A 21,967-nucleotide genomic window follows, 5' to 3' on the forward strand; every position below is an offset into this window, starting at 1 on the left:
CGCCCTAAAGTCTGGAACGGTGAAGCCGAAGCGCGGATTTACCGCCTACCCTGATGGGTTCGAAGCCGAGTTCACGGACAAGCCCCACCCTCAAAGCGCCGAAGGCGCTTAGGGTGGGGTAGTTGACTAGTGCGCTAATTCATTACTGCTGCACTGCGTCGGGGGACCTCCGCGGTCTGTCGAATCGTTCTATTCGGACGTAACCAACAGATCGGGGTAGTTGTCACGTGCGAGCGTGAACAGTTCGTCCACGGTTTCCGGATCGGTGGTGAAAGCGCTGTCATAGACACCCGCTGGTTCGCTACTTTCCGCGCTGGGCGCAGAAGACGCCGCCCGTGACTCATCGAGACGTTCTTCGGAGACGAGTGCTGCCTTTCGCTGCGGGTCGTCGTTCCCATCGTACAGGAGAAACCAGTGTTGCTCTAACTCGCGGTGATCGTCCTCGACAACGGTGAACGGGACGGCGTTTAGTGTCGTGTCTGGATAGCCGTAGACACGCACGTCGACGCCCTCGTTGGCGAGTGTGGTGTACATCTCCATCGTGCGTTCAGAGTTGGCAATCTGTGAGAGGCGCTGGAAGCCAGCGTGGAGTTCACCGCCTCCCTCTCGCAGGGCTCGGCGTTCGAATTCCCGTGAGATGCGGACCATCTCTTTGACGCTCTGTGCCGGTTGCACCGTCACGTCGGTCGACAAAGATGCCACCATCTCGGGGACCGATGGTTCCTCGCCGTCCTCGATGGCCCTCTCGAAGGACAACCGCGAGAGGAACTCCTCGGCAGCACACGCCCCAAGCACGGTTCCCTCCTCGTCCAGGACGGCGACGTTGTCGAGTCGTGTCCCTTCCGTTGCCACAGTCCTGACATCGATTCCGTATCCGCTCAGCCACTGCGACAACTCCTGGAGTTGGTTCTCTGTTCCCGCGTAGTCATAGATCGTGAGCGTCCGCGAGTGCCGATTGAGATACCTCAAGAGCTCGTTCATCGGGTCTCACCCTGGGATGGATACTCGGCCCACGTGGTCTCCGTGCCACCCTGGACTCTAAACAGTGTCTTCCCTTCATCTTCTCTGACTTCGATAACAGTCGAAAAGAGCTGCGTGAGCCTGTTCTTGTCCATGGTGTCGATCGCATCGGTGTCCAGCAGCTGGACAGTGATGTCTCCGAATTCTGTCACGCGGTTGTTAATCGCCGTAATGAATCGGAAGATACGATCCACGTCGGAATACACTAAGAATGTCGAGAGGTTATCGAGCAGGATGACTCGGCCACCAGTTGTCCCGAACTCGTCGTATCCCTTCGAGAGGCAGATCCCAACACCGGTCAGGTCAGCAGGCGTAGCTGACGTACAGGTCGGCGTCCCGGTGGCGTCCTCGTTCTGGCCTGATTCGGTACAGTCGATGACGTAAAGATCTTCGACTCGTCGATTCGGCGGACTGAACGCGTTGAACCGGGATCGAAACTGGTCCGCTGTGTCCATCGCCGTGATCACGAACGGCGGGCGCTCGGAGGCCCAACTCTCCGCAAGCAAGTCGAACGCAATAGTGTCTTTCTCACTGCGTGTCGGCCCGCTAATGAGGATGTTCGATTTGAGGGTTTCGTCGGGAAGTATCTCACTGACTCGTGCCCCATCTCTCTGCGCTGTCAGTTTTTTCAAATTGAACCAGTCTCGTCTATGAGATAGAAAGAGCGTGATATGAAATATGCCTTCCCATCGGATAGATCGGAACGGTCGTCCTCCTCTCTATCGGCGAGCCGATGGTGGGATCCGCGAAGTGGCCTTACGCGACTGCCTTGAGAGCAGTTGTCCGCACGGAATCCCATCCAACCGTCTTCTGCCGTGAGCAACCCGCGAGCAGCGAATACGTGCATGTGGAAAGACCAGTCGAGCTGACGCTGCTCGGTTCAGGTTCGGAAAAGTGGCACGTGTGGCCAGGTGGCGAGTCGGGGAACGACTCGGAGCGTGGCTTATTCGTCGGTGTCAGCGGCTTCGTCGGCTTCGTCGTCGCTGATGGAGACCTCGACGTCCTCGACGGCCTTCTCGGCGGCTTCCTGCACGTCGATGACGTTCTCCTCGACGTCTTCCTGGACGTCGTCGAAGCGGTCCTGAAGCTGGTCGAGCTGGTCCTGGTAGCGGTCGAGCTGCTTGTCGAGCTGGTCCTCGAACTCCTCGGCCTGCTCGATGATGCGGTCGTCGATCTCGTCGGTCTGCTCTTCGATCTGCTCGACGAGGTTCTCGTACTGGTCGACGATCTGCTCGATGGCGTCGAGAGTCTGGCCTTCGAGTTCCTCGTTGCTGTCGAGTACGACCTCCAGCAGGTCACCGAGGCCGTCGAGGGCGTCCTCGGTCGCCTCGGAGTAGCTGTCGATGCCTTCCCCGTACTGCTCGTCGATCACGTCGAGGGCCTCGGCGTGCTGATCGAGCAGGGTGTCGAAGCCGTTGTTGACCGAATCACGGAGCTGGTCGACGGTGTCGTCGTCGCTCGGGGTCGCGGACTCGACGGTGTCGAGGATCTGGTTGATCGTGTCCTGACCGAACTCCAGCGTCCGCTGCTGGGCCTCCTTCTGGTCGTCGACGGTTCCCCGGATGGTCTCGTTGACCTCTTTGGGCACCTTCAGCGTCTGTTCGACGGCTTTCTCGCCGTTCTTGATCGTGTCTCGCTGCAGTTTGAAGATCGTACCGATGGGTGATGTGTTGTTAGTCATTTGAATTCCCCCCGTTGGAGACGGGAACGATGATGGCCTGGACGATGTCGTTTTCCTCGATGTCCAGTGCCTGGCGTTCAGCGTCCGGGATGCTGATGCGACCACTGCTCTGGACGCGTGTCTTGAACGTCGCCGTCTGCTGGATCGCTTCCAGCGGAAAGTCCGTCGGCGACTGTGCCTGTCCGAGCAGTTGCATGAGAGCCTGTTGCTGCGTGTCGATCGCCGTCTCGCCCGCCTCTTGGAGTTTGTCTGCGAGTAGCGCCGGTAGCAGCGCGGCCCCGTTCTGGTCGTCTGACATCCCTGTACTAACGTGTAGTCTCCCCGAGTACTTAGCTGTTCCCATTGAGAACCATCTGATGCCATCTGATGACAACAATAGTAAACTGACTCGGCGTGGTTTACCGGATCGGCAACGCGGCCGGTCGGTGCGCGTCGATGAGCGACTCGCTCGCGGGTGGGAGGACGGCGCGGACGGCGGGCGCGGAGAGTAACGCTTTTGCACGGTTCGTCCGGAGGATGAGGTATGAGCGAGTGGCCGCACGACCCGGACGGCGACGAGGGCAGCGAGGGGCGGCGAAAGTACGGACAGGCGATCATCGCCAAGAAGATCGACGAAACGGAGGACTTCCCGCTGTCCCGCGACGAGTTCGTCGACGAACACGGCGACGAACCCATCCGCATCGATTACGAGACAGTCGTCAGCCTCGAAACGGCGCTCGACGGCGTCGAAAAATCCGAGTTCGAGGACTTCCCCGAGTTCCACAAGGCCGTCGGCCAGAACATGCGCGAGAAGGGCCTCTGGTTCTACGAACTCGCATAGCGCTCCAAGCGATTCGGAGTCCTTCTGTTCGTGATCGTCCGTGTGAACCGTGTGGTATGAGACCGCGACACATACTTGTGGGTGGCCGATAAATCACCACGATAGGCCATGGCTACAGACGGATCACACCCCGGATGGGTCGGTCCCACCGGACACGGAGAGGGGCTGCCGGCCGCCGTCATCGAGGACCTGCTCGCGTGCCCGCGACGGCGTGTCTTGCTGACGACGCTGGTCGAAGCCGACGAACCGGTCACCGTCGAGGACCTCGCGGCGGAACTGGCAGCGGCCGAGTCAGCGCCGGCGGCGTCGGTATCGGCGGCCGACAGACGGCGTGCGCGTACGGAGGTGTTTCAGGAGGGACTGCCCAAACTGACCGCGACGGATGTCGTCGCCTTCGATTCCCGCCTCGGGACGGTCGAGTTCACCGGGCCGGAGGCGCTGGCGACCAGACTGGACGCGCTCGCCGAGGAGTGACGGGGACTCCGGAACCAAAGACAAATAGCAGGCCGGTGTTTACCGACGGGTACAGTGACGAATACGCAGGTGACCCACATCCAGATCGACAACTACGGGCCGTGGACGGTCACCCCGGAACCGCGCCGCGAGGTGGACCTCCAGACGCTCCAGTCCCGGCTGTTCGCTGACCTCTCACAGCTCTTTGGCAACCGGGACGGCTACGTTTTCTTCTCGCGATTCGACAACATGATCGCCGTCTCGAACGGACTCGATATGGACGCCCACGCACTCGTCCAGGAGTCGGTCGGGAACCGATACCCGGTGACGATGAGTCTCTCGGTGGCGACCGGGACGACGCCGGCCCAGGCGCTGGGCGACGCGACGGACCAGCTCCAGGAAGCGGGGAGCGCCCAGGACAAACACCGACGAGAGATACTCAAAGGCCGGACGATCGACGACGAGTTCCGGACCGAGGAGGACGTCCAGATCGCCCACTTCGACGTCAACGACGCCACGGGCAAATACACCGACCAGTTGAACGAGTTCGACACGTTCATCCACATCGAACAGGGCTACGCCGAGTTGATGCGCTACATGCGCCAGGCCCACGGCTCGCTGTGCTTTTTCGTCGGCGGCGACAACGTCATCGGCGTCTGTCCGGACTTGGACGAGGCCGATTACCAGGACGCCATCGATCACGTCAACGACGCCGTCGAGGTCGACCTCAAGGTCGGCGTCGGCCGCGGCCGGACCGCCCAGTCGGCCGGCATGGACGCCAAACACGCCCTCGAACACTGCCGCGCGAACGGTGCGGACGTGGAACTACTGTTCTGAGATCGACCGTCGATACGTTTCCGCAAAAACACATACGCAGAATATCAGACCCGATGCGGGTGTGGGTCGATCCGGACTCCTTTACTACGGCGTCAACAGTCTTAAGCGTGGCGTAGGTAGCTTTTAGACACAGTGTGTGAAAGCTTAGCACATGAACGGTGAAGTCACAGTCAGAGAAGTGATGAGACGGGAGTACGTCGGGGCAAGCGAGGCGGACACGCTCGTCGACACGGCGGCGTTGATGCTCGAAGAGGACGTGGAGGCGGTCGTGGTCCTACAGGGGTCCAAACCGGTCGGGATTCTCACGCAACGGGACCTGCTGGGGGCCGCCGTCGATCAGGGCGACCTCGAATCGCTGCAGGTCAAACACGCGATGACGGACGACCCGCCGACCGTCTCGGCCTCGGAGTCGCTCGCGACGGCCACGGACATGATGTCGGGAACGTCGACGCGCCGCCTGCTCGTGATGGGTGACGGCGAACCGATCGGCGTCATCTCCGAACACGACATCGTGACGGCGTCGACGCTGAACCCGCGCGTCAACGGAACGACCAGCCCGGACGTCGAGTCCGAAGACATCGGTGCGGAAGCCGCCGTGGCAACCACCGAGGCGACGGCTACCGACGAGGAGTACTCCAGCCAGGGCATCTGTGAGGTGTGCGGGTCGCTCACGCGAGATCTCTCGTCGTTCAACGGCCAACTGGTCTGTGCTGACTGTAAAGACGTCTGAGACGGCCGGGGCAGAGAGATACCCTGGCATGGGTTCTCATACCCGTGACGCAATATTTTATAACGGACCGGAGTATACCTAAGAAGGAACATGACGCAAAAGGTTCATAGACGACGAGTCCTGCAGGGCATCGGCGGTGCGGCGATCGCTGGACTCGCGGGCTGTACGACGAGCGACGAAGGCAGCAACGGCACGGCAGTGAGTCTGGAAGATCGGTCGAGCGCGATCAAGCTCGGGATTCTGATGCCGGAGACTGGCGACCTCGCGGAGTTGGGGCAACCGATTCGCGACGCGGCGCTGTTGCCGGCGACGCAACTCAACGACGCGGACCTCCCGGTGGAGTTCGACACGCAGGTCGAGGACACGCAGACGAACCCGACGGCCGGCGTCAGCGCGGCCGAGGCACTCGTCAACTCGGGCTATCCGATGGTGACCGGACCGGCATCCTCCGGGGTGAACCTCCAGGTGACGCGCGAGGTCCTCATCCCGAGCGAGGTCGTCGGCTGTTCGCCGTCGAGTACGTCGCCGGCGGTGACGGATCTGGAGGACAACGACTACGTCTTCCGGACGGCACCGAGCGACGCCCTCCAGGGCCAGGTGCTCGCACAGGTCGCCCGCGACCGACGCGAGGCGAGCACGGCCGCGACGATGTACGTGAACAACAGCTACGGGCAGTCGCTGTCGGAGAGTTTCGCCGGCGCGTTCGAGGACAACGGGGGAACGGTCCAATCGCAGGTGTCCTTCGAGAAAGAGCAATCCTCCTACACCTCGCGGCTGGACAACGCCACCGCCGACGACCCGGACATCCTCATCGTCATCGGGTATCCCGCGAGCGGGGTCCAGTTGTTCCGCGACTACTACTCGGATTTCTCCTCGGACCGGACCATCATGGTCACGGACGGCCTCCAGAGCGCGGACCTTCCGAGCCAGGTCGGCAACGACATGGAGAACGTCATCGGCAGCGCGCCGCTGGCCTCGGGGCCGCAGGTCGACACGTTCAACGAACTCTACCGGAGCGAGTACGACACGTCACCGGGCGTGTTCAACGCTCAGGCGTACGACGCCTCGGCGGTGATGATCCTCGCGAACATCGCTGCCGGCGGGAACAACGGGACGAACGTGCGCGACAACCTGCGCACGGTGGCCAACCCCGACGGGACGACCGTCGGACCGGAGAACCTGGCGGAGGCCTGTGAGATGGTCGGCAACGGCGAATCGGTGAACTACGCCGGTGCCTCCTCGTCGGTCAACTTCGACGACAACGGCGACATGGCCGCGGTCAGTTACGAGGTCTGGGAGTTCGCGCCCGACAGCGAGAGCGGGTTCAGTCAGATCACTACTGTCGACTTCGAGGCCTAGGTCACCCGCCGAGGAACTCCTGTCTGACTTCTTCATCGTTCAACAGCGCATCACCGCTGTCCTCGTATCTGTTCTGGCCCTGCACGAGGACGTAGCCGCGATCACAGCGCCGGAGCGCCTCTTTCGCGTTCTGTTCGACCATCAGTATGGCCGTCCCGGCCTCGTTGATGCTGTCGATGCGGTCGAACATCTCATCGACCAGGTCCGGAGCCAGTCCCGCAGACGGCTCGTCGAGCATCAACAGGTCCGGGTCGAGCATCAGCGCCCGGCCCATCGCGAGCATCTGCTGTTGCCCGCCGCTGAGCGTCCCCGCCTTCTGGGTCTTGCGCTCCTCCAGGATGGGGAACCGGTCGTAGATCACGCGCAGCTGCTCTTCGGGCACCGAATCGAGGATGTAGGCCCCCATCTCCAGGTTCTCCTCGACGGTCAGGGTGTCGAAGACGTTGTCGGATTGGGGAACGTAGCTCATCCCCTTGTGGATGATGTCTTCGGGGTTCAGAGCCGTGATGTCCTCGCCAGCGAAGGTGACGGTCCCGCCCATGTGCGTCGTCAGTCCGAACACCGACTTCATCACGGTCGATTTCCCCGCCCCGTTCGGTCCGACGATGGTGACGTACTCCTCGTCCCCGACGCGCATGTCGACGCCGTCGAGTATCTGCAGGTCGCCGTAGCCGGCGTCTAAGTCCCGTGTTTCGAGGAGGTCGTCGGTTCGCTCCGCTCCCTGGGTCGCCCCCTGCTGGGACCCGCTCATACGTCCTCCCCCAGATAGGCCTCGATGACCGACTCGTTCGATCGGATGTCCTCGGCGTCGCCCTCGGCGAGAACCGATCCCTGGTGCATGACGATGACGTGTTCGCAGTTCTCCATGATGACTTCCATGTCGTGTTCGACCAGCAGGAACGTGTAGCCGTCAGCCCGCAGGTCGTGGATGTGGTCGAGCAGTTTGTTCTCCAGCGACGGGTTGACGCCGGCGAGCGGTTCGTCGAGCAGGACCATCTCGGGATCGGTCATGAGGACCCGGGCCATCTCCAGGAGTTTCCGCTGGCCGCCCGAGAGGTTGCCGGCGAACTCCTCGGCCAGGTGGTCGATCTCGAAGAACTCGAGCATCTCCCAGGCGCGGTCCCGGACCTCGGCTTCCTGTTCGACGACGCCGCCCCGAACGCCCGGCGTGACCGAGCGCCACAGCGCCTCGCCCCGCTGGTCACGCGGGGCCAGCATTACGTTCTCCAGAACGGTCATCTCGCCGAGTTCGCGAGCGATCTGGAACGTCCGAACCAGTCCGCGCTGGGCGACCTGATACGGTTCCAGACCGGTGACGTCCTCGCCGTCGAAGTAGACGGCCCCGTCGGTGGGCTCGTAGATGCCGGTGATACAGTTGAACGTCGTCGACTTCCCGGCCCCGTTCGGGCCGATCAGCCCCGTCAACGACCCGGCTTCGACCTCGAAGGTCGCACCGTCGACGGCCGTGATGCCGCCGAACTCCTTGCGTAACCCCTCGACACGGAGCGGGTAGTCGGTGTCGTGCGTGGCCGTCGCGTCGGCCCGGTCGGCGGTCTCGGCCGTCTCGCCGGACTCCCGTGGGCTCTCACTCACGGTCACCACCCCCGTTCCGGCCCGCCGAGAGGTCGACCGCTGCCGCCGACTCCTTGCGGTGTCCGAGCAGTCCCTCGGGACGGTTCTGCATCAGATAGACGATCAGCACCCCGAGGAAGATGAACCTGAGCGTCGAGATGTTCTCCAGCGAGTAGGCGATAAACGGGGTGACGTCCAGCGAGGAGAGCGGCGCGATGGCCTCGATGGAGGTGTTCGGGGCATCGGTAATCTGGAGGCCGAAGAGGTCGTCCAACAGCACGGGGATGATGCGGGCGAGCTGTGGCGGCCCCTCGAACAGCAGGGTCGCGAAGACGATGCCACCGAGGACGCTGCCCGTGTTCGAGCCCGCGCCGCCGATGATGAGCGCGAGGAAGATGTAGAACGTCTGGATCGGCATGTAGTCGCTGGGGATCGTAAACCCGGTCGAGCCGCGCCAGAGGATGCCCGCCAGCCCCATCAGCGCACAGCCGACCATGAACGTCTTGATCTTGAACAGCTGGGTGTCCTTCCCGAGCGAGTTCGCGACCATCTCGTCTTCCCGGATTGCCTTGAGGACGCGACCGAACGGCGAGTTGCCGATGCGACGCAACAGCCAGTAGAAGGCAGCGACGATGGCGACGAGGGCGATGACGTAGGCCAGCCCGATCACGACCGAATCGCGGATCCCGACCCCCGAGACGAGGAAGACTTTGAGCGACCCGGTGACCTCGAACAGGACGTCGCCGACGGGGGTGAGCCCGGCCGATGTATCGCCGGGATCGGTGTAGAAGATGGCTCGGATGGGGTTCTCCGGGGTCCGGATGCCCTGTCCGCCGCCGGTCCCGACGGTGGTACCGAACAGCGTCATCTCCGCGAACACCGACGAATTGAGGGTCAGGCGGATGATCTCGGAGAAGGCGACGGTGACGATGGCCAGGTAGTCGGCGTCCAGCCGGAGCGCCGGGAGCGCGGCGATCAGCCCGACCAGCGCCGACGCCAACACGCCCCCGACGATGCCCAGTGGGAGCGGGAGTCCGAGTCCGAGTTCGGGGCCGGAGATGATGGCCATGGTGTAGACGCCGATGGCCATGAACCCGGCCACGCCGATGTTGAAGAGTCCGGTGTACCCCCAGTGGAGGTTCAACGCGAGGACGAGCATCGCGTACACCGCCGAGAGGAACGTGATGCGCCGGAGCGTGTTGACCAGGCCGTTCAGCGGTAGCTCCAGGAACACCACCATCGCGACGCCGAAGACGACGTAGAGCGCGAGCATGACGCCGACGATGAGCAGGGCGTCGCTCTTCGAGTAGCGCCACAGCGCCCCGATGGCGAACACCAGCCCGGCGTACACTGCCAGCACCATTACGAGTTCGCGCAGCGGCGGGACGATCCCGCCGACGCCGACCAGCGACAGCACCGAGAGGGCCACCCAGACGAGCGCGAGCGCGCCCAGAGCAGTCGCCGCGCTGCTCTCGCGCGTGAACTCGGCCAGGTCGTCGGTCGTGAACTGCTCGGTCGTGTCCGCGACGGGGCTCATCCGTCCGTCACCTCCTGGTGACCGCGGCCGGTCACCGGGCGTCCGCGGCGCGTCATGCCGTTTTCACCCCGCCGAAGATCCCCTCCGGGCGGAACAGCAGGATGAGGATCATGATGAGGAAGGCGGCGGCCAGGCTGAAGTCGGTCGGGAGCCAGACGAGCGAGAGGTTGCGCACGATGCCGATGATGACACCGCCGATCATCGCGCCGTAGATGGAGCCGATGCCGCCGAGGATGACCGCCGCGAAGATCAACAGCAGGAGCACCCAGCCGAGATTGAACCCCATCGACCCGCGCTTGAGCGCGATGAGGTAGCCGGCCGACCCGGCCAGGCCGGCCCCGAGGAGCCAGGTCCACTGGATGACTCGCTCGGTCGGGATGCCGGTCACCCGTGCGAGGTCCTTGTTGTCGGACATCGCTCGCATGGCCTTCCCGAACTTCGTTTGCTGGAGGAACACGTGGATGCCGAGCATCAACAGCACCGCGCTGACGACCAGCGTCGCCTCGTGTGCGTCGATGGTGATCGTCCCGTCGACGATCGTCGGGCTGACCTTGGGAACGTCCCCGGCCGTCAGCCCCCGGAGGCTGGTTCCATAGACGAAGACGACGAAATAGCGAAGCGCCAGGGCCACACCGATGCTGGCGATGAGCAGCGAGATGCCGCCCGCATCGCGCATCGGTTCGTAGACGAGTCTATCGATGAGGAGCGCGATCAGGATCGTCATCACGATCGCCACGACGAGCCCGGCCACGATGGACAGCGGTTCCGCAGTGGCCGTGATCCCGATGTCGCGCGGACTCGCGTTCAACAAGAAGAGTTCGCCAATCGTCGCCGTGCCGAGCCCGGCGACCAGATACGACGCCGTCCATCCCGAGAACGCCCCGACTGTCAGGTAGTCACCGTGCGAGAAGTTCGCGAAGTTCAGGATGCTGTAGGTCAGCGAGAGTCCGATCCCGGCCAGACCGATTATCAACCCGATGACAGTCCCGTTCCAGACATAGCCGGCGACCGTCGAAATGAGCGTCGCACCGGTGAGGATTCGCCGTACCAGATCGAGAAATAACAGTACGGCGATAGCCGAGACGACGACCAGACCTGGTCGCTCCGTGATGAGTTTTCGACCTCGAATATACGCCTGAGTAGCGCCCATACTGTGACACGGTATCACTCACACCTATTAAGTATCACTACTCCGAGACTGGATCCGACCGGTCACGGGCCGACCCGTCAGTGAGGTGTGATAGCAGCTCTCGATCGCGGACCGGCATCGAACAAAACACCTTTCCTCGGTCCCAGTGGAACGGTGGATATGGGGATACCGACGCTGGACGACCTTGCCGTCGACGGGACGACGGTGGGAATACGCGTTGACATCAACAGCCCGCTGTCGGAGTCGGGCGGTCTCGCGGACGACGCCCGCCTTCGCGCCCACGTCGATACACTGAACGAGTTGCTGGACCGAGGTGGTCGCGTCGCCATCCTCGCCCACCAGGGGCGACCGGGCGGTGACGAGTTCGCCAGACTCGAGGACCACGCCGACCGTCTCGCCGAGCTCCTCGATCACCCGATCGAGTACTGCGACGCGACGTTCTCGGCCGACGCCCGCGCCGCCGTCAACCTGCTGGACGACGGCGAAGCCGTGCTCCTCGAGAACACCCGGTTTTACAGCGAGGAGTACATGGAGTTCCCGGCCGACGAAGCCGCCGAGACCTTCCTGGTCGAGCGCCTCGCGCCGGAACTGGACGCGTTCGTCAACGACGCCTTCGCCGCCGCCCACCGCTCACAGCCCTCGATGATCGGCTTCCCGGTCCGCGTCGACAGCTACGCCGGCCGCGTGATGGAGCGAGAGCTGGACGTCCTCAGTAACATCGAGGACACACCGCGCCCACGCGTGTACGCCCTCGGCGGCGCGAAGATCGCCGACGCCCTGGAGGTCGCCGAGAGCGTCCTCTCCCGTGATCTCGCCGATACCATCCTGACCAGCGGGATGACCGGCAACGCCTTCCTGGCGGCCAGCGGCGTCGACATCGGCGAACCATCTCGCGAAGCAATTGTCGACCGCGACGCGACAGCCATCGATCAGGCCGCGGACCTCCTCGAGGAACACGGTGAGAAGATCCGCGTCCCGGAGGACGTGGCCGTCTCCCGGGACGGCGAGCGCGAGGTCGTCGACGTGGCGGACCTGCCCGTCGACGCCCCGGCACTCGACGTGGGCGAAGCGACGATCGCTGCCTACGCCGACACGTTCGAGACCGCCGGGACGGCCATCCTGAACGGTCCGCCGGGCGTCTTCGAGCAGGAGGCCTTTGCCGTCGGCACCCGAGAGATATTCGGCGCTGCGACGCGCGCCGAGTACAGCATCGTCGGCGGCGGTGATACGGCGGCCTCGCTGCGCAGCCTCGGTATCGACGGGTTCGATCACGTCAGTACGGGCGGCGGTGCGGCCCTCCGATTGCTCACGGGCGGCACCCTCCCGGCCGTCGAGGTACTGAAAACAGAGTGAGAATCGAATCACCGGACGTCGAAGCGGCGGACGCCCTCGCGGACCACTGGGTCAGTCTGGCCGCCGAACAGCGCCAGTACGGGTCGCACCTCCGGACGGACGCGAACCGCGATGCGATCCGGGAATCGCTGCTCCGGGCGATCGTCACGGACGGCGTCAGAGTCGCCCGTGCCGAAGAAAGCGACGAGTTCGACGCCGACCGGGACGCGATTCTCGGCTTCGTGATGTACAGTACCGACGGACGGACGTTCGAAACGACGGTCTCCCGCGGGACCATCCAGAACCTCTACGTCCGCCCGCCGTATCGCAATCGCGGTATCGGGAGCGATCTGCTCGATGCGGCGACAGCGGGGCTCGAGGAACGCGGTATCGAGGTCGTCAAGCTCGAAGTCATGGTGGCGAACGACGCCGCCGAGCGGTTCTATCGCCGCCACGGGTTCGAACCCCACCGGATCCAACTGGCAAAGCCAGTGGAAAGCGATAATCACTCAAAGGACCGGGAATAACACCGACGTGTGCCAGGGGAGCTTGGGTGGTTCAAGCACCCGACTTGTAATCGGGAGTTCGTGCGTTCAAATCGCACCCCTGGCTCTTCTCGCGGTCGCGAACCGTCAGCACAGTGTGAGCCATCGAAGGATCTGAACGAGAGGGGACACAGCCGCCGAACGCAGTGATGCAGGTCGTCTCCGCGTGATTCCACATCCCTCCTGTGGCAGCGAACGGCAGAATCGATTCCAATCGGGAACGTCAGGCGACATAGCGGACACGGCGTTCCCGAGGGCGACGGCCCGACCGAGTCGTCGCACTGAAACCCGTCGGCCGAGTACGGGTGTCCATGACCGACGACTGGGCCGCGCAACTCCGCGCCAACCGCGAGGAGAAGGACCGCTTTTTCGCCGACCACCGCCAGTCGCCGATTCCGCCCGAGGAACGCGACGAGTTCGACGGGCTGAACTACTTCGACCCGGACCCCGAGTACCGCGTCGAAGCCACCGTGACCGTCCACGACGACCCGGACCCGGTCGAGATGGAGACGAGCGACGGCCGCACGGTTCGGTACCTGCGAGTCGTCACCTTCGCGTTCGAACTTGACGGCGAGTCCCGCGAACTCTGTGGGTACCGACAGGAGAACGACGACTCGAAGGCGCTGTTCGTCCCGTTCCGCGACAAGACGACCGGGCCCCAGACCTACAAGGGCGGCCGGTACATGGAACTCGAACCCGACCGGGACCTCGAAGACGGCGACCAGGTGACCGTCGATTTCAACCTGGCGTACTCCCCGTTCTGCGCGTTCAGCGAGACGTTCTCGTGCCCGCTCCCACCCGAAGAGAACTGGCTCGAAACCACGGTCGAGGCCGGCGAGCGGACGCCGTAGTTCCGTCGGAAGACTAGCGAATTACGGGGTTCGGTCGCACGGAACTGGCTTCCTACACGGACGGTCTGTGCGTGATTGGTTCCCACTGGTGGCCACGTAGAGTGAGTCGCTCCAGTGCTTGTCCCAAATTGGTCGCCGGTTGGTGTGGTGCTGGCGAATCTGTATAGCCGAGCAGATGGATGGACGGATATGGCCCCTACAGACGACGAGTATACGCCGACGCACTTCCAGTTCGACACGAGCGAGAACGAACCGACGTACATCATCGTCGAGACCGTCGCCGAACTCGAAGGCGTCGATTCGGACGAACTGCCGTCGCTGTACGACACGATCGACCACATGGCCGACAACCTCTACTCGGACCCGCCGACGGCGAAGGCACAGGTAGAAATGACGTTCACCTACGCCGGCTATCGGATCACGCTCAATCAGGACGGCTCCGCGGAGTTCCTGAAGATCCCGTCGACGAGGAAGTGAAGCCGGTTGGGGTGACGCCGCCGATCAGTCGTCAGCCGAGAGAATGCCTCGAACGGTCATCTTCGCCGGGTCGAGCACGTCGTCGACCTCCTCGGCGTCGAGGTAGCCCTTCTCCAGGACGACCTCTCGAATGGTCTTGTCCTCTTTGAGTGCGGTTTTCGCCACGTCGCTGGCCTTGTCGTAGCCGATGGCGGGGTTGAGCGCGGTCGCCAGCGCCATGCTCTCCTTGACCCGTTCCTCGCAGTGTTCCTGGTCGGCTTCCAGTTTCGCGACGAACTTCTCGCCGAAGGTCTCGCTGGCGTTCGCGAGCATGTTCGCGGACTGCAGGAAGTTGTGTGCGAGGACCGGTTTGTAGAGGTTGAGGTCGATCTGGCCCTCGGCCGCGCCGTACTCGACGGCGGCGTCGTTGCCGACGACCTGCTTGTGGACCTGGTTGACCGCCTCGGCGACGACGGGATTGATTTTCCCGGGCATGATGGAACTGCCGGGCTGGTTCTCGGGTTGGTCGATTTCACCGAACCCGTTGCGCGGCCCGGAGGCGAGCAGGCGCAGGTCGTTGGCCATCTTGTTGAGCGAACCGGCGATCGTTCGAAGCTGACCGTGGGCCTCGGCCATCGCGTCGTGGGCGGCCTGGGCCTCGAAGTGGTTGTCAGCCTCGCGGAACGCCAGGCCCGTCTCCTCGCTGATGTACTCGGCGGCCAGTGCCGGGAACTCCGGATGGGTATTCAGACCAGTCCCGACGGCGGTCCCGCCCAGCGCGAGTTCGCCGAGGTGGTCGCGCGTGTTCTCGGCGCGGACGATCGCCTTCTCGACCTGGGTGCGGTAGCCACCGAACTCCTGGCCCAGCGTCACGGGCGTCGCGTCCTGAAGGTGGGTTCGGCCGGTCTTGACGACGTCCGAGTACTCGTCTTCCTTCGCCGCGAGTTCCGACTGGAGCGTCTCCAGGGCGGGGATGAGGTCCTTCTCGACGGCTTCCAGGGACGCGACGTGCATCGCCGTGGGGATCACGTCGTTCGAGGACTGGCCGAAGTTGACGTGGTCGTTCGGGTGGATCTCGCGAGTACCGATCTCGCCGCCGTAGATCTCCGTCGCGCGGTTGGCGATGACCTCGTTGGCGTTCATGTTCGAGGAGGTGCCCGACCCGGTCTGGAACACGTCGACGGGGAACTGGTCGTCGTGGTCGCCGGCGATGACCTCGTCGGCGGCCTCGATGATGCACTCGGCTTTGTCCTCGGGGATCAGTTCGAGTTCGAGGTTGGCCTGTGCCGCACCCTTCTTGACGATGCCCAGTGCGCGGACGAACCGGCGGCCGAAGGTGATGCCCGAGATGGGGAAGTTCTCCACGGCGCGCTGGGTCTGTGCGCCCCAGTAGGCGTCCGCCGGCACCTGCATCTCGCCGAGACTGTCCTGCTCAGTGCGATAGTCGTCGTCACTCATGTTCGTGGAGAACTCCGACCGGAACGCTCCTAAAATGATGTGATACGCCGCTGGCAGGCGCGCCGCTCACTGCCGGAGGCCGAGACTCGCCTGCAACCGATCGCGGTTGTGGGTGTAGAGCCGCCGAGCTTCGTCGTCGTCGATGTCGAACGCCGTCGCGTCCCGCCGCCCCAGCAGCGACGAGGTGGCTGTGTCGGCGGTCAGGTGTGCCAGCCCGAGGCGGCGCTGGAAGACCGATCGCTCGCGCACCACCGTCTGTAGTCGGTAGTAGGGGACCACGCGGATGGTCTGTCGCCAGAACCCCGACCGGACGACGAAGTACTCCTCGCCGGCATCGTAGCCCAGATGCGTCCACTTGAGGTGAGCGGCGACCGGGACGAGCGGCACGAGCAAGAGCGGCGTGAACCAGAGCGTGAAGTTCCCCAGAACCTGCGCGATCGCAGCGAAGACGCCGGTCAGCGACAGCACGGCCAGCAGATAGCGAACCACGTAGCGACGCCTGGCGCGTTTCGGCGGCCGAGAGAACTCGAACTCGTCGAACGCTTCCAGGTCGCGGGCCAGCGAGAGCGTCCGCTCGCGTCCGGCGAGCGGGATCGCAGCCTGGGGACCGCCCTGGCCGTTCTGCTGTCCCGGGCTGTAGCCCGCCGTCTCGACGCTGAGTCCCGCGTAGCCGAGCGCGCGCATCAGGAGGTTCTCCTTGATCGTGAGCGTCTGGATCTTGTCGGTCGGAATCGACCCGCTATACCGCTGGAGGAGGCCGCGCTCGTACACGAGGTCCTCGCCCTGCCGGCCCAGCGTGAAGTTGTAGTACTCCGTGAACGTGGCGACGGCGGAGAGCACCCAGGAGGTGAGGACCGCGAGGAAAATCGCGATGAGGCCGGCGACGAGCGCGATGTCCGGCGTCGACGTCACCGCCCCGGGACCGAGGTCGACGCCGGTCACCCGGACGGCGGTCCCGACGACGAAGTCCTGGACGAACGGGAACCCGACGACAAGGAGGAAGATCGACGCCGACCGAAAGGAGGCGGCCGACAGCGCCAGCAGTTCCCCCGACCCGAGCGAGAAGATGGGCGTCGAGGACCCGGCGTCGACCCTGGGCCCGTGCTCTCGGACCGGGGTCTCGCCGGCGTCGACGGCGTCGTCCGCCACGCCGTCCGGCCGGTCCGCCGTCTCGTCCTCGGCGTCGGTTCCGGTCCGCGTCTCGCCCTGGGCGGCGGCCCTGCGCTCGCGGATCTCGCCCTGGAGCCGCCGGGCTTCGTCGGCCGCGACGAAGTCCAGTTCGGCCTCCGTCTCCGAGCCGCCGGCCGTCTCGACGCGGACGACGGCCACGCCCAGAATCCGGTGGACGATGCTCTCGGTGATGTCGACGTTCTGAACCCGTCGGTACGGAATCTCCCGTTCCTGCCGCCCGAACACCCCGCTGTCGATATCGAGCGTGTCCGGCGTCAGTTCGTACTCGAAGCGGTAGTAGTACGCGACCTGATAGGCGACGCCGGCCAGAAAGGCCACGGGGAGCAACGCCAGGATGAGCCCGGTTCGGTCCCCCGCGCCCGAAAAGGCGACGTTCGCCATCCCGAACGCGAAGAACACGAACGACGCTGCGAGGAGCCCACGCTGGAGCGAGCGGGTCACGGCACTCAACGGGTGCAGCTTCATTCGTTCGAGGCGTCACGTCGAACGGTGGTATCAGTTTCCCTCTCGTACTCACCGACGGCTGGCAGGAAGCGATCCCGGCAGCAACGGCACCGAGCCCTTACGACCGGGAGTTCCGTCGAGGTGAGATTCAAGTGTCAGGTCTTCCTGTACATGATATGAATCGTCGCCACTTCGTCACGGTTGCAGCGGTCGGATCCCTGGCGGGCTGTTCGGTCCTGTCCGGTCGTACCGAGCGCGGGCAACTCGATCTCACCGTGCAGAACGAACGCGCGGACCCTGTCAGCGTGCTCGTCGAAGTCGTCGACGACGAAGGGACGACCTACGAGGAGGAGTCGGATCGGATCGAAAGCAGCGTGGCTCGCACCTTCGAGGTCACCGTCGGCACGGACGGTCGGCACGAAGTGACCGTCACCGGGGACGATTGGCAGGGCCAACTCGGGTGGAACGCCGGGACGTGCGCGCTCTTCGACGGGACCGTCAGGGTCACCGACGGGAGCGTCGAAGTGGCCAGCGAATGCGTCGACACGCGATAAGGCGGTCGCCGTGGCTGTCGGGAACCATAGCGGAGTACGCAGACGTCTGTTCCGGTCTGAGATGTCACCCGGAACACTCCCGGGCGAGAAGTCTGGGAGGGGCATAGAAAGTGAACTTACGAAAGACGATCCGTGAACTCCAACCCTACTGACATCACTCTTCGCGATTGCCGTACGTGTCCTCACCCCACCCGAAACCGGATGCTTCGTCGTTCCGTTCGAGGTAGTCCTCCAGCGTCTCGTGGACGGTTCGGCCGAGGTCATCTAACGCGCCGTCGATCATCGACACCGTGCTCGAATCGAGCGACTCGGTCGCGTCTCGCTCCCGCCAGTCGTCCGGAACTGTCGGAGGATCGAATCGAAGGCGGTCGTCGGTGGGGTCCCAGTAGAAGTCGAACGCCTGGAACAGGTCGAGATCGGTGAGGATTCGAAACTGCGCTTCGTCGAGGTCCGTGTATTCGGCCCACTCGTTGAATCCCTCCGTCCACGCCCCTTCTTGCAGCAGGTCTTCGAGGTCCTCGCGGTAGAAGTCCTCTGATCCGAGCGTTTCGTCCTGCCACTCGAACTCCCGCGGCATCCCTCGGTTCGAGAGATCCGGTGGGTCCGGTATCGCTACATCGAGTGCCATACCAGTGGTTCCACTGGGAACGCAATAAAGCTCATAGCAGATCCCAGCGAAGTGACGTGTAACGCCTCTCTTGACCGCGACAGAGGACAGCTGATTCTTGCGGGAGTCGTCTAATTCGAGTGTAAAATGTCACCCGGAACACTAACGACCGACATCATCCGGGGCGGTGTGCCCTGTCAGCCGGGAAACCCTCGTGCCGGGTGGATCAGACGCTCGCAGCGTCTCGTACCCGGACGGCTGTTACCGTCGGGCAGAGTCGCGTGAAGTGCGACCAGGCTGTGAATGTCGCGCGCCCGGGTTCTCCGCGCGGTCATCGCGCCCTAACGGGTGTGCTCGGGCGGGGACTAAAGGCACGCAGTGAATCGTAGCGGCCACCGGGAGAAAAGACTGTCGCGCTACCTGTGACAGCGAGAGAGTTCCCCACCCTTCCCCTGAGAGCCGAGTGTTCCGACGCGCTGTCGGAACCGAGGACCGAACAGGGCGGGCGTGAATCGCGTTACTTTCACTCAGAGACCCATGGATTTTTGCCCACTGAGGTCGTATGCCGAATCATTTTCTCGGGAAAAGTGGGTGTGGTTTGGCGTTCACCCGTCATTGCCAGACTCCGTCTGGCAGGCAGCCAGAAATCTCCGATTTCTGGCCACATCAAAAACGCGAGCCTGCCCGAGGGAGACTCCGCCGTGAGGCACAGTCAGGTGGATGGCACTGCCCGCACGGGCCAAGCAGATACCCAAGTACATCACACCGTTCACGCGGTCTGACGGCTTGCGTGCAAACCGGAGTACCCACGAGGGGAATCTTGCCTCCGGTGGGGTCGGCCCGCCCGCCCCCACGCGAGAGGAAACCTCGGCGTATACGCCGAGGAGGATGTCATACCAGGAAGTCGTCTTCGCGCAGCTGGCAGAACCGCCCCGAGCGGAGGAAGAACTTCCGACCCTTGTACTCGGCGAGCAGTTTGAGGCCGGTCGCCCCCGCTGTAATCGCCTTCGTCGGCCGGTAGTGGCCGCCGTCCAGCATGTCGCTGACGGCCCCGAAGGTCCGGTCCCACTGGGTCGGCCCCCAGTCCCGAACCATGTCGGCCAGCGACACGTTCCGGCGGACCTCCTCGCCGATGGCTGCCTTCCACTCGTCGTTGTACCTGTCGAGGCGGCCCTGCCCGGCGAGTTGCCCGGCGATCTTGCCGGTCCGAACCGCGACGTGGTCGCCTCCCTCGTGGAACGCCGAGGTCGCGCCCATCGCACCGCCCACTACTGCGATGCCGGCTTTCGTCGGCGACTCGATGGGGCGGGTCGAGGAGATGGGGTACGTTTCCGTGCCCTTTGCCTTCCCGCGGTCCTCGACGATGGGGAAGTCCGAGATGTCGTACTCGGGGAACTCGCGTTCGAGCAACCGCTCGATGTAGACCTGCCCGCGCGGGATGTCAGTGTCGTCCTCCTGCAGGAGCGCCCACTCGCTTTTGTCGTAGTCGTCGATGTCCATCCCGATGGGCATCGTCAGTCCGATGCGGGCGACGTTGTCGTCGTTCGGGAAGATCCAGGGGTACGCCGTGTGTCCGGGCATGATCCCCCACCAGAACTTGATGAGTTCCGGGTCGAACAGCTCTTCCGGTACTCTGCGGTGTTCCTGGTAGGCGATGTGGTTGGCCCGGTTCGAACCGAGGTGATCGCTGACGCTGTGGTCGTGGGGCATGAACTGGTCGAGGACCCCCGTTGTGATCGTCCGTTGTGGCCCGTCCGCCAGCACGAGATAGGTGGCCTCGACGTCCTCGCCGTCCGCGAGTTCGAGGCGGTGGGAGTGTCCGCCGGTCATGTCCGTCTCGACGTCGGTGACGCTGACGCCGACGCGGAACTGCGCCCCGGCGGCTTCCGCGCGTTCGCGGAGCCAGTCGTCGAACTTCGCGCGGTGGAAGGCGAAGCCGAAGTCAGGATATCGGGCGGAGACGCCGGTGCTGCGGATCGTGATGTCCTCGTTCGGGCCGAGGAACTGTGCCCCGTCGAGTTTGCTCAGAATGACCTCGTCGGGAATCTCCTCCGGGCGGAAGTCCATGATGTCGACCCAGTAATCGAGCATGCCGGCGGCGTCGGTCGAGTCCGGACCGAGGCCGTCGCGGTCGGCCCGGGGAACGCCCTTCTCGAAGACGACCGTGTCGGCGCCCAGCGCGGCGGCCTCGCGGGCCGCGGACGACCCGGCCGGACCCCCGCCGACGATGGCCACGTCCACCTGTTCCATACCGGTATCGCGTAGTGCTGGTGTTAAAGTCCTGCCATTCCGGGCGGTGGCGCGGTCGGCCTGTCTCGTCGCTGTCAGGCCGGCCTACCCTTTTGTCGACGGGGACCGCGAGAATGCGTATGAACAGCAGAATACCCCGACGGAGGCGATCCGACAGTGACGAGTAGTTTCGACGTCGTCGTCCTGGGTGAGAAGTTCCACGGACTGCCGCCCTCGGCGTACGCGGCCGCGCTACGCGACCGCCTCCCCGACCACGACGTCCGGGTTGCGAAGACGCCGGATCGAGCGCGGGTGCTGCTGGAGACGGCAACGGTCGCGACCGGCTCGGACATCGACGAGTCACTGCTCGAAGGGGCCGAGAACCTCAGCCTGTTCGCCTGTGCATACGCCGGCTACGATCACCTGCCGCTCGATACACTCGCCGATCGCGATATCGCAGTGACGACCGCCTCGGGCGTTCACGGGCCGAACGTCGCCGAGCAGGCTATCGGCTTCTGTCTCAGCTTCGCGCGCCGACTCCACGAGGGGTGGCGACGACAGCAGCGCCGACAGTGGCAGTCGTATCCGACTCACGAATTTGCCGGCAGCACCGTCGGTATCGTCGGCCTCGGATCGATCGGGCAGGCCGTCGCCGCCCGCCTCGACGGGTTCGGCGTCGACACCATCGGCGTGCGCCACTCGCCCGAGAAAGGTGGGCCGACGGACAAGGTCCTCGGCTACGGGGACGTCCACGAGGCACTGGCCCGGTCGGAGTACCTGCTCTGTTGCTGTCCGCTGACCGACAAGACGCGTGGCCTCCTCGACGAGACGGGACTCCAGAGCCTGCCGACCGAGGCCGTCGTCGTCAACGTGGCTCGCGGCGAGGTCGTCGACACCGACGCGCTCGTCGCCGCGCTCCGTCGCAACCAGATCCGCGGGGCCGCACTGGACGTGACCGATCCCGAACCCCTGCCCGAAGACCACCCGCTCTGGAACTTCGAGAACGTCCTCGTGACGCCGCACAACTCCGGGTTCACACCCGAGTACCACGAGCGACTCGCCGACATCGTCGCGGAAAACGTCCAGGTGGTCGCCGCGGGCGAACCGGAGAATCTGCGAAATCGGATCAACCTCTCGTAAC

The 21,967-nt window shown here is 64.2% G+C and carries 23 protein-coding genes, 1 tRNA gene and 1 pseudogene; 13 read left to right on the forward strand and 12 right to left on the reverse strand.

Annotated elements, in window-relative coordinates; genetic code table 11:
• Positions 1–112: pseudogene (locus E2481_RS19125) on the forward strand (transposase); the annotation flags it as partial.
• A 77-nt stretch (positions 113–189) separates the two neighbouring features.
• Here E2481_RS19125 and E2481_RS04410 read toward each other — a convergent pair.
• From E2481_RS04410 to E2481_RS04425, 4 genes are all read right to left on the reverse strand, one after another.
• The gene (locus E2481_RS04410) at positions 190–981 is read right to left on the reverse strand and encodes a DICT sensory domain-containing protein (RefSeq protein WP_136715928.1); all 792 of its coding nucleotides are present in this window, start codon (positions 979–981) and stop codon (positions 190–192) included.
• Entirely contained in the window at positions 978–1,652 is a 675-nt protein-coding gene (locus E2481_RS04415) for a DUF7504 family protein (RefSeq protein ID WP_136715929.1), read from the reverse strand. The genes E2481_RS04410 and E2481_RS04415 overlap by 4 nt, the downstream gene beginning before the upstream one ends.
• A gap of 311 nt (positions 1,653–1,963) precedes the next feature.
• On the reverse strand, positions 1,964–2,701 hold the full coding sequence (locus tag E2481_RS04420; protein WP_136715930.1) for a hypothetical protein: 738 nt from the start codon (positions 2,699–2,701) through the stop codon (positions 1,964–1,966).
• Positions 2,694–2,999: an AbrB/MazE/SpoVT family DNA-binding domain-containing protein gene (locus E2481_RS04425; protein ID WP_136715931.1), complete on the reverse strand. Its 306-nt coding sequence runs from the start codon at positions 2,997–2,999 to the stop codon at positions 2,694–2,696. The genes E2481_RS04420 and E2481_RS04425 overlap by 8 nt, the downstream gene beginning before the upstream one ends.
• Before the next feature lie 225 nt (positions 3,000–3,224).
• On the opposite strand from E2481_RS04425, the gene E2481_RS04430 reads away from it, so the two are divergent.
• From E2481_RS04430 to E2481_RS04450, 5 genes are all read left to right on the forward strand, one after another.
• Complete coding sequence (locus E2481_RS04430) at positions 3,225–3,521, forward strand: DUF5785 family protein (RefSeq protein ID WP_136715932.1); 297 nt, start codon at positions 3,225–3,227, stop codon at positions 3,519–3,521.
• Positions 3,522–3,629: 108 nt separating this feature from the next.
• Positions 3,630–3,995 carry a DUF7344 domain-containing protein gene (locus E2481_RS04435; RefSeq protein WP_136715933.1) on the forward strand — a complete coding sequence of 122 codons (366 nt, stop codon included), beginning with the start codon at positions 3,630–3,632 and terminating at the stop codon, positions 3,993–3,995.
• 54 nt (positions 3,996–4,049) lie between these two features.
• Positions 4,050–4,811 (forward strand): GTP cyclohydrolase III, encoded by a 762-nt coding sequence (locus tag E2481_RS04440; RefSeq protein WP_136715934.1) that lies wholly within the window; start codon positions 4,050–4,052, stop codon positions 4,809–4,811.
• 151 nt (positions 4,812–4,962) lie between these two features.
• The gene (locus tag E2481_RS04445) at positions 4,963–5,541 is read left to right on the forward strand and encodes a CBS domain-containing protein (RefSeq protein ID WP_136715935.1); all 579 of its coding nucleotides are present in this window, start codon (positions 4,963–4,965) and stop codon (positions 5,539–5,541) included.
• Positions 5,542–5,631: 90 nt separating this feature from the next.
• On the forward strand, positions 5,632–6,900 hold the full coding sequence (locus tag E2481_RS04450; RefSeq protein ID WP_136715936.1) for an ABC transporter substrate-binding protein: 1,269 nt from the start codon (positions 5,632–5,634) through the stop codon (positions 6,898–6,900).
• Between the two features lies 1 nt (position 6,901).
• Here E2481_RS04450 and E2481_RS04455 read toward each other — a convergent pair whose 3' ends face one another.
• The 4 genes from E2481_RS04455 to E2481_RS04470 all read right to left on the reverse strand — a co-directional run bounded on the left by E2481_RS04455 (position 6,902) and on the right by E2481_RS04470 (position 11,159).
• A complete protein-coding gene (locus E2481_RS04455) occupies positions 6,902–7,651 on the reverse strand; it encodes an ABC transporter ATP-binding protein (RefSeq protein WP_136715937.1) in 750 nt (249 codons plus the stop codon).
• Positions 7,648–8,499: an ABC transporter ATP-binding protein gene (locus E2481_RS04460; protein ID WP_370628380.1), complete on the reverse strand. Its 852-nt coding sequence runs from the start codon at positions 8,497–8,499 to the stop codon at positions 7,648–7,650. The genes E2481_RS04455 and E2481_RS04460 overlap by 4 nt, the downstream gene beginning before the upstream one ends.
• Positions 8,486–9,745, reverse strand: coding sequence for a branched-chain amino acid ABC transporter permease (locus E2481_RS04465; protein WP_250137749.1), 1,260 nt, complete (start codon positions 9,743–9,745; stop codon positions 8,486–8,488). Before E2481_RS04465 ends, E2481_RS04460 begins: the two co-directional genes overlap by 14 nt.
• 316 nt (positions 9,746–10,061) lie before the next feature.
• On the reverse strand, positions 10,062–11,159 hold the full coding sequence (locus tag E2481_RS04470) for a branched-chain amino acid ABC transporter permease (RefSeq protein WP_136715939.1): 1,098 nt from the start codon (positions 11,157–11,159) through the stop codon (positions 10,062–10,064).
• Between the two features lie 159 nt (positions 11,160–11,318).
• On the opposite strand from E2481_RS04470, the gene E2481_RS04475 reads away from it, so the two are divergent.
• The 5 genes from E2481_RS04475 to E2481_RS04495 all read left to right on the forward strand — a co-directional run bounded on the left by E2481_RS04475 (position 11,319) and on the right by E2481_RS04495 (position 14,364).
• Entirely contained in the window at positions 11,319–12,512 is a 1,194-nt protein-coding gene (locus tag E2481_RS04475; protein WP_136715940.1) for a phosphoglycerate kinase, read from the forward strand.
• Complete coding sequence (locus tag E2481_RS04480; protein ID WP_136715941.1) at positions 12,509–13,018, forward strand: GNAT family N-acetyltransferase; 510 nt, start codon at positions 12,509–12,511, stop codon at positions 13,016–13,018. Before E2481_RS04475 ends, E2481_RS04480 begins: the two co-directional genes overlap by 4 nt.
• Positions 13,019–13,029: 11 nt before the next feature.
• A tRNA-Thr gene (locus tag E2481_RS04485) sits at positions 13,030–13,103 on the forward strand.
• Positions 13,104–13,347: 244 nt separating this feature from the next.
• Positions 13,348–13,887 carry a DUF1684 domain-containing protein gene (locus E2481_RS04490; protein WP_136715942.1) on the forward strand — a complete coding sequence of 180 codons (540 nt, stop codon included), beginning with the start codon at positions 13,348–13,350 and terminating at the stop codon, positions 13,885–13,887.
• A 189-nt stretch (positions 13,888–14,076) separates the two neighbouring features.
• Entirely contained in the window at positions 14,077–14,364 is a 288-nt protein-coding gene (locus E2481_RS04495; RefSeq protein WP_136715943.1) for a HalOD1 output domain-containing protein, read from the forward strand.
• 24 nt (positions 14,365–14,388) lie between these two features.
• On the opposite strand, the gene E2481_RS04500 is transcribed toward E2481_RS04495, so the two are convergent.
• Together E2481_RS04500 and E2481_RS04505 are read right to left on the reverse strand one after the other, a co-directional pair.
• Positions 14,389–15,801: a class II fumarate hydratase gene (locus E2481_RS04500; protein WP_136715944.1), complete on the reverse strand. Its 1,413-nt coding sequence runs from the start codon at positions 15,799–15,801 to the stop codon at positions 14,389–14,391.
• 66 nt (positions 15,802–15,867) lie between these two features.
• The gene (locus E2481_RS04505; RefSeq protein ID WP_136715945.1) at positions 15,868–17,457 is read right to left on the reverse strand and encodes a PH domain-containing protein; all 1,590 of its coding nucleotides are present in this window, start codon (positions 17,455–17,457) and stop codon (positions 15,868–15,870) included.
• A gap of 155 nt (positions 17,458–17,612) precedes the next feature.
• Between E2481_RS04505 and E2481_RS04510 the strand changes: the two genes are divergently transcribed.
• Positions 17,613–17,990 carry a hypothetical protein gene (locus E2481_RS04510; protein WP_136715946.1) on the forward strand — a complete coding sequence of 126 codons (378 nt, stop codon included), beginning with the start codon at positions 17,613–17,615 and terminating at the stop codon, positions 17,988–17,990.
• A gap of 154 nt (positions 17,991–18,144) precedes the next feature.
• Here E2481_RS04510 and E2481_RS04515 read toward each other — a convergent pair whose 3' ends face one another.
• Positions 18,145–18,567, reverse strand: coding sequence for a hypothetical protein (locus E2481_RS04515; RefSeq protein WP_136716434.1), 423 nt, complete (start codon positions 18,565–18,567; stop codon positions 18,145–18,147).
• 921 nt (positions 18,568–19,488) lie between these two features.
• Complete coding sequence (locus E2481_RS04520) at positions 19,489–20,847, reverse strand: NAD(P)/FAD-dependent oxidoreductase (RefSeq protein WP_136715947.1); 1,359 nt, start codon at positions 20,845–20,847, stop codon at positions 19,489–19,491.
• Between the two features lie 156 nt (positions 20,848–21,003).
• Here E2481_RS04520 and E2481_RS04525 point away from each other — a divergent pair, with 156 nt between their 5' ends.
• A complete protein-coding gene (locus tag E2481_RS04525; RefSeq protein ID WP_136715948.1) occupies positions 21,004–21,966 on the forward strand; it encodes a D-2-hydroxyacid dehydrogenase in 963 nt (320 codons plus the stop codon).
• The last annotated feature ends 1 nt before the right edge of the window (position 21,967 follow it).

It is taken from the genome of Halorientalis salina, assembly GCF_005049285.1.
GTDB classification, from domain to species: Archaea; Halobacteriota; Halobacteria; order Halobacteriales; family Haloarculaceae; genus Halorientalis; species Halorientalis salina.